9 protein-coding genes and 1 CRISPR repeat array are annotated in these 7,070 nt (G+C 28.7%); of the genes, 5 read left to right on the top strand and 4 right to left on the bottom strand.

Annotated features, from left to right (window positions below):
* Nucleotides 1–75 precede the first annotated feature (75 nt).
* The 4 genes from cas1b to QOR43_RS07350 form a co-directional block, all read right to left on the bottom strand.
* Entirely contained in the window at nucleotides 76–1,029 is a 954-nt protein-coding gene (gene cas1b, locus QOR43_RS07365) for a type I-B CRISPR-associated endonuclease Cas1b (protein WP_265134793.1), read from the bottom strand.
* 3 nt (nucleotides 1,030–1,032) lie between these two features.
* Nucleotides 1,033–1,530 (bottom strand): CRISPR-associated protein Cas4, encoded by a 498-nt coding sequence (gene cas4, locus QOR43_RS07360; protein ID WP_265134794.1) that lies wholly within the window; start codon nucleotides 1,528–1,530, stop codon nucleotides 1,033–1,035.
* Between the two features lie 130 nt (nucleotides 1,531–1,660).
* On the bottom strand, nucleotides 1,661–2,011 hold the full coding sequence (gene mazF / locus QOR43_RS07355) for an endoribonuclease MazF (protein ID WP_265134795.1): 351 nt from the start codon (nucleotides 2,009–2,011) through the stop codon (nucleotides 1,661–1,663).
* Nucleotides 1,992–2,144, bottom strand: coding sequence for an AbrB/MazE/SpoVT family DNA-binding domain-containing protein (locus QOR43_RS07350; RefSeq protein ID WP_265134796.1), 153 nt, complete (start codon nucleotides 2,142–2,144; stop codon nucleotides 1,992–1,994). The genes mazF and QOR43_RS07350 overlap by 20 nt, the downstream gene beginning before the upstream one ends.
* A 102-nt stretch (nucleotides 2,145–2,246) precedes the next feature.
* A CRISPR array of direct repeats spans nucleotides 2,247–3,141; the repeat unit is 30 nt; unit sequence GTTTCAACTCCTCATAGGCACGCTACAAAC.
* 315 nt (nucleotides 3,142–3,456) lie between these two features.
* Here QOR43_RS07350 and QOR43_RS07345 point away from each other — a divergent pair.
* The 5 genes from QOR43_RS07345 to QOR43_RS07325 are packed head-to-tail and all read left to right on the top strand — an operon-like array spanning nucleotide 3,457 to nucleotide 6,977.
* A complete protein-coding gene (locus QOR43_RS07345; RefSeq protein WP_265134797.1) occupies nucleotides 3,457–3,987 on the top strand; it encodes a YqhA family protein in 531 nt (176 codons plus the stop codon).
* Between the two features lie 5 nt (nucleotides 3,988–3,992).
* Entirely contained in the window at nucleotides 3,993–4,712 is a 720-nt protein-coding gene (hisA, locus tag QOR43_RS07340; protein ID WP_265134799.1) for a 1-(5-phosphoribosyl)-5-[(5-phosphoribosylamino)methylideneamino]imidazole-4-carboxamide isomerase, read from the top strand.
* Nucleotides 4,713–5,090 (top strand): RidA family protein, encoded by a 378-nt coding sequence (locus tag QOR43_RS07335; RefSeq protein ID WP_265134800.1) that lies wholly within the window; start codon nucleotides 4,713–4,715, stop codon nucleotides 5,088–5,090.
* A 1-nt stretch (nucleotide 5,091) separates the two neighbouring features.
* Nucleotides 5,092–5,667: a class I SAM-dependent methyltransferase gene (locus QOR43_RS07330; protein ID WP_265134801.1), complete on the top strand. Its 576-nt coding sequence runs from the start codon at nucleotides 5,092–5,094 to the stop codon at nucleotides 5,665–5,667.
* Nucleotides 5,661–6,977 carry an MATE family efflux transporter gene (locus QOR43_RS07325; RefSeq protein WP_265134802.1) on the top strand — a complete coding sequence of 439 codons (1,317 nt, stop codon included), beginning with the start codon at nucleotides 5,661–5,663 and terminating at the stop codon, nucleotides 6,975–6,977. Before QOR43_RS07330 ends, QOR43_RS07325 begins: the two co-directional genes overlap by 7 nt.
* Nucleotides 6,978–7,070: the final 93 nt, after the last annotated feature.

Genomic DNA, 7,070 nt, shown 5'->3' with positions numbered 1-7,070 from the left:
GTTTCTTTAACAGCTCTTTTAATTCTTCCGTATTCTCTTTTATTAACTCTCTTTTTACTCTCTTCATATTAATTATTATACATCAGTTTTGGTATAACATTCTAATCTTATTAATTTTCTGTAAGAAACATTTCCAAGATTTTTGTATTTTATAGTGGTATTAATTTTTTCTTCAAAAGCTTGTATAAATATCTGTTTTCCTTTTTCATTAAGATAACTAAATTCAATATCTTCATCAAAATGTTTTAGTTGAATTTGTCCTTTATTAATTAAGCTAAATATAACTTTATCAACAATAATAGGTTTAAAAATTTCAGCTAAATCAAGATTGAGACTAAAGCTTCTTTGATTTGTTTCGTGAAGATACCCTATTCTGGGGTCTAAATGGGTTCTATAAATTTGTGCAAGTATTGTGGTATAAAGTAATGAATTTCCAAAACTTATTAATGCATTTATTGGATTTTTTGGTGGTTTTTTTGTTCTTTTATCAAAATAAAAATCATCTGAATTTAAAATAACATTGAATGCTTCATAATATGTTTTTCTAATATCTCCTTCTATTGCCATTATAGAAGGAATATCTGTTTTTAAATTTATTTCTTTTGCCTTATTTTCTATCTCTTGAATATAAGAATTTATTAATTCTTCTTTTGCTTTTTTGTAATAAGAAAGGTTTTTTAAAATATTTGAAACAGCTCCAATTATAAAACTTTTTGCCAAGAATATTCTTTCTTCATGATTTAGATAAAATTCTGCTTGTTTTAAAGTTATTAATCCTGAATTTAGATATTCTCTTGGATAAAATGTTCCGATATAATATCCGTAATGGTTATAAAAAAATAAAGGAATTTGATTTTTTGTCAAAAATTCTAAAACTCTTTTATTTAAATCTAATTCGCCCAAAATATGGATTTCTGATATTGAATTTATAGGTATAACTTTTTTCTCGTCATTTTCTTTTATAAATATGATTGTGTTATCTTCTCTTTTTAATTTTCCATTATTAAATATATAAATTGGTTTTTTCAATTTTTAGCTCCAACACATTTCTTTATAAGCACAGGTTTTGCAGTATTGGATTTTCAGCGGTTTGGGTGGTTTATCTTTGTTTAAGATATTTTTTATTTCTTTTATTGCTGTAAAAAGCTCTTTTTCTATCTCTTGTGTTAAAGTTATTTTTTCTTTTTTTCTTTCTTCCGGTATAAGAAGTTCTCCTTCTAAAAATATACCTTTTTGTTTTAAATAAAGCAAATAAAATGCTACTTGCATTATTGCACTTTTTAGATATTTAGATGATTTTTTTATCTCTCCGACTATCTTTTTAGAAGAAAGAATATCTATTTTTATAGTATTATCAATAAAAATTTCTTTTTTCTCTCTTTTATAAAATATCTCATGAATATGTTTTCCTAATAATAAAAAGTCATTTTCTTGGTCTGCTTCAATACTATGTCCTATATACCAAACTTCCCTCGGACAAATATAATAATACCATATAAGCGTTCCGTTTATCTTTTCTAAATCTTCCATAATACCATTAATTTTAAGTTAAAAAATATCCGATTTCAACTCCTCATAGACACGCTACAAACGAAATATTATTAGAGGAGTTAGAATGGCAAAGAGGTTTTCAGTTCCTTATAAGTATAGCACAATTTATTTAATAATCTATCAAAAGACAAATATAATCTTTTACTTTTTCTAATATATCTTCTGGAGCTTGCTGTATAAATTGAGCTTTTCTTTCTTTGTAATCAAGACTCCTTACTTGGTCAGCCAATATTACACCTTTTATTTTTTCTATATTTATTTCAACTTCAAATGGATAACCTTTTGAAACAGAAGTTATAGGACAAAAAATTGCTAATTCTGATTTTTCATTGTAATCTTTTGGTGATAAACATATAGCCGGTCTTCTTTTCGCTTGCTCTCTTCCTACTTGTGGGTCAAAATCAAGCCATACAATATCGCCTATATCCGGAATATATATTTCACCAAACCTCTTTACCAATAGGTTTACCCCAGTCTATTTCTTTGTGTCTATTTTGAGGGGTAATTTTGGATATTAGCTCTTTGAGTCTTTTTTTATCCTTCGCTTTTCTTTTTCTTTGTGAAACAGTTTCTGTTTTATTTTCATTAAACATTATTTTTCACCTCTTCTAATTAATTTATAAATTTTAATTTCATTGTCAATAGATATTTTACAAATAATACGTAATACTTGCAACAATTAAAATAAATTAAAAGTTTCAACTCCTCATAGGCACGCTACAAACGTTTAGTGATAGCAGATATGGATAAAGCTACAAAAGTAGGTTTCAACTCCTCATAGGCACGCTACAAACCAGAGATATGTTAGAGATTATGATTGGGATGAAAGAGTTTCAACTCCTCATAGGCACGCTACAAACTGCTTTTGGCACAACATCTTCAAATGGCTTTATCTCAGTTTCAACTCCTCATAGGCACGCTACAAACTCATAATATTCATTACTATTTATAACAGAAGCCAAAGTTTCAACTCCTCATAGGCACGCTACAAACGCAAAAAATTTGAAGAAATGCTGGAACAATATCTGTTTCAACTCCTCATAGGCACGCTACAAACTGTGATTATCAGAAACTCATCTCTGTATGAGTTCCTATTTCAACTCCTCATAGGCACGCTACAAACTCTCAACTTTCAGAGAAAGTAAATGAAAATTCTTTTCGTTTCAACTCCTCATAGGCACGCTACAAACTGACAATGGATGTGCTATTATTAAATTATATGACTAGTTTCAACTCCTCATAGGCACGCTACAAACGATGTTCTAACTTATTCACAAAATCCAAGCGAGAAACGTTTCAACTCCTCATAGGCACGCTACAAACCCACCATTGATGCAGAAATCTATACATCTGCTCCGAGTTTCAACTCCTCATAGGCACGCTACAAACGATGTTCTAACTTATTCACAAAATCCAAGCGAGAAACGTTTCAACTCCTCATAGGCACGCTACAAACAAAGCCCAAAATCCGGTCTATGAATATCTGTTCCCTGTTTCAACTCCTCATAGGCACGCTACAAACGCAAGCAGAAGAAGAACTGCTTGCTTTTCTATCAAAGAGTTTCAACTCCTCATAGGCACGCTACAAACCCCGAAACTTTATATCTTATTCAGTTGCCAAGTAATGCTTGCAATTACTTATCTATATTATATCATAATACAAAAATTTATTTCTGTCAAATTGAATTTATTTTCAGTCGACCTTCAATCTTGCAAAAAATACCGGACATCGGCTAATCCTTGATACTCTAAGCTAAACTTCCAATTTTTACCATTTTTCCCTATGAGATTTTGTCTCAATTAGCCCTAAAAAATCTACATCGACGGACTCAAATTTTTCAATATCAATTATGGCTTGTTTAATGATAAAATATATTAAAAACAAAATAAGGAGTGTAAGCAATAATGCGTAAGTTAGAACAGATTATAGAAAGGATTTTATGGGAAAGTAGATTGATGATATTTTTAGCAGTTATTGCTGCGATTGTTGCAGCTTTAATTCTTGTAGTTATTGGAACTTATGATATTATCCAGATATTAATAGAGATGGGGCATGCTTTTTCAGATAAAGAACTTTATGAAAGTTTTCATAAAGATGCAATTACCCATATTATTAGTGCAATAGATGCATATTTAATATCTACCGTTTTATTAATTTTTGGAATAGGATTATATGAGTTATTTATAAGTAAAATAGATTATGCAGAAAATGATACCCGGTCTTCAAGAATATTAATTGTTCATTCTTTAGACCAACTTAAAGATAAACTTGCAAAAGTAATAGTTATGGTATTAATTGTTACATATTTTAAACATGCTGTTTCTATAAAATATGAAGATATTTTAAGCTTATTATATTTAGGTGCAGGTATTATCCTTATTGCTCTTGCTATATACTTTCTTGGTAAAAATCATCATGAAGAAAAAGGAGAATAATGTTTATGTCTTTGAAAGATTTCATTATACCGGCTATTGATATAAAAGATGGAAAAGCTGTTAGATTATTTAAAGGAGATTATAATCAGATAACTGTTTATTCTGATAATCCGGTAGATTTGGCAAAAGATTTTGAAGAAAAGGGAGCTAAACATCTTCATATTGTTGATTTAGATGGAGCAAAAGAAGGATTTTCCAAAAATTTTAAAATAGTTGAAAATATTATAAAATCTGTATCTATTCTGGTAGAATTTGGTGGTGGTATTAGAGATTATCAAACAATAAAAAATCTTGTTTCTTTTGGAGTAAGTAGAATAATAATAGGAAGTATGATTTTTGAAAAAAAAGATGAAGTTATTAAAGCTATTTTTGATTTTCAAAATAAGATAGTAATCGGTATAGATGCAAAAGATGGAAAAGTAGCCATAAAAGGTTGGATAGAAACAACAGAAAAATCACCTCTTGAAATAGCAAAAGAATTTGATAATATTCCAATATGGGGATTTTTATATACAGATATTAGCAGAGATGGAGCAATGGTTGGTCCAAATATAGAAGCAACGGAATATCTTGCCAAAAATCTTAAACATCCGGTTATTGCTTCCGGTGGAGTCTCAAGTATAGAAGATGTTAAAAAATTATTTAAACTAAAAGATTTAGGTGTTTATGGTGTTGTAGTAGGAAAAGCAATATATGAAGGGAAAATAAGGTTGGAGGATTTATAAATGCAGATGATAAACACAGAAAAAGCACCAAAAGCCATAGGCCCATATTCACAGGCAATAAAATTTGAAAATCTACTTTTTATATCTGGTCAAATAGCCATAAATCCACAAACAAATCAATTAATAAATGGTGGTATAGAAGAACAAACAAAACAGGTAATGGAAAATATAAAAGCTATCCTACAAGAAGCAGGACTTACTTTTGATAATGTTATAAAAACAACAATATATCTAAAAGATATAAATGATTTTGCTAAAGTAAATGAGATTTATGGTAGTTATTTTAAAGAACATAAACCGGCAAGAGCCACAGTAGAAGTAAGCAGACTTCCAAAAGATGCATTAATAGAAATAGAAGTAATAGCAGGCATTTTATAAAGTGAGCAGTGAAAGCTTTTCTATAGAAAATCATCCGGACAGAATAAGATGGAATAAAAGATATGAGGAAGAGTTTGATTTATTTGATAAAAATCCATCTGAAATTGTTATGCAGTATTACAAAATCGCAAATATCGGAAAAGCCCTTGATATAGCCTGTGGTCTTGGTAGAAATAGCATATTTTTAGCAGAAAAAGGTTTTATTGTAGATGCAGTAGATATATCAGATATAGCTTTAAAAAATATAAAACATAAAAATATAAAAACTTATCAAGCTGATTTATCAGATTACAAAATAGAAAAAGAAAGCTATGATTTAATAATAAATATAAATTTTCTTGAAAGAAGGTTATTCCCCTATATAAAAGATGGTTTAAAGAAAGATGGGGTGTTAATATTTGAAACTTTCTTAGAAGGCTCTCCCCAAACATCAAATAAATCATATTTACTTAAAAAGAATGAGCTTTTACATTCTTTTTTATCTATGCAAATTATATTTTATCAAGAAAAAGAAGTAATTACTCATAAAAATGAAAAAGCATATAAAGCTTCCTTAGTAGCTATCAAAAAATGTTAAACCCCAAAATAAAACAGATTTTAAAATTATCTATTCCGGCAGCTGTAAATAATTTTTTTGATATGTTCCAACTTATTATTGATATGATTATGCTTGGAAGAGTTTCTCCTGCTTCTATAGCAGCTGTCGGTGTATCTATGCAATTTATTGGATTGCTTTATGCTATTATGTCTGTTTTTAATGTTGGAGTATCTGCAATTGTTTCAAGATACATAGGAGCAAAAGATAAAGAAAATGCAGAAAAAACCGTCTTTAATGTTGCTTTTATCTCTTTTTTATTCTCTATTCCTATAACGATTTTATCCTTTTTATATCCGGAAATTATTTTTAAATTTATGAATACATCAGAAGAGGTAAAAGAAAACGGAATAATATATTTAAGGATTTTATCAATAACATTTCCTATGCTTTTTATAGAAGCAGTTTTATATAGTTCTTTAAATGCCGCTTCTGACACAAAAACACCACTTAAAATAGGTATATTCGCAAATATTATAAATACAATTTTAGATTATATTTTGATTTTCGGAAAATTTGGATTTGAACCTCTTGGAGTAAAAGGAGCAGCAATAGCTACCACAACAGCTTATATTATCAGTTTTTTAATTTATCTTTATCTGTTTTTATCAAAAAAGCTAATTTTATCACTTCATTTTAAATTAGACAAAGAAATTATTAAAAAATCTTTAAAAATAGGAATTCCTTCCGGAATAGAAAGAGCAATTACTTATGGCTCATTTTTGGTATTTGTAAAGTTAATAGCAGAATACGGAACTTATACCCTTGCAGGTTATCAGATAGGACTTAGGATAGAAGGGCTTGCATTTATGCCCGGTTTTGGATTTACAATAGCAGCTATGGCTCTTGTAGGACAAAATCTTGGAGCAAAAAATCCGGAAGAAGCAGAAAAATCAGCTATTTTAACAGCAAAGATAGCAGCAATATTTATGGGTTTTATGGGATTATTTATGATATTTATACCGGAATATATTGCTCTTATATTCACAGATGATAAAAAAACCATAGAAGAAGCATCTTTATATCTTAAAATCGTAGGAATATCCCAAATCCCCCTTGCAATTACATTTGTTTTAAGTGGAGCTTTAAGAAGTGCCGGAGCCACAAAAACAACCCTTTTTATAAACGGATTTTCTTTATGGGTTCTTAGAATAATTCCGGCTTATATTTTATCCAAAATCTTTGGAAATATTTTATATATCTATTTAGCTATGACTTTTGAAACATACATAAAAGCTCTGATATTATACTATATCTTTAAAAAAGGAGATTGGAAATGGATAAAAATATGATTATGAATATTCTTTATTTCATTGTTATCCTGATTGCCGTTTATACGGCCTTTAAAATTGTTGGATTTGTAATGAGAATAATCTCCATAGGCA

Origin of the sequence: Venenivibrio stagnispumantis (genome assembly GCF_900182795.1) — a bacterium.
GTDB classification, from domain to species: domain Bacteria; phylum Aquificota; class Aquificia; order Aquificales; family Hydrogenothermaceae; genus Venenivibrio; species Venenivibrio stagnispumantis.
This window is presented reverse-complemented; position numbering and strand designations above follow the sequence as displayed.

Bases quoted from the DNA above. Each gene is read 5' to 3' on its own strand.
- cas4 (WP_265134794.1), bottom strand. From the start codon at position 1,530: ATGGAAGATTTAGAAAAGATAAACGGAACGCTTATATGGTATTATTAT.
- QOR43_RS07350 (WP_265134796.1), bottom strand. From the start codon at position 2,144: ATGTTTAATGAAAATAAAACAGAAACTGTTTCACAAAGAAAAAGAAAA.
- QOR43_RS07345 (WP_265134797.1), top strand. From the start codon at position 3,457: ATGCGTAAGTTAGAACAGATTATAGAAAGGATTTTATGGGAAAGTAGA.
- hisA (WP_265134799.1), top strand. From the start codon at position 3,993: ATGTCTTTGAAAGATTTCATTATACCGGCTATTGATATAAAAGATGGA.
- QOR43_RS07335 (WP_265134800.1), top strand. From the start codon at position 4,713: ATGCAGATGATAAACACAGAAAAAGCACCAAAAGCCATAGGCCCATAT.
- QOR43_RS07325 (WP_265134802.1), top strand. From the start codon at position 5,661: ATGTTAAACCCCAAAATAAAACAGATTTTAAAATTATCTATTCCGGCA.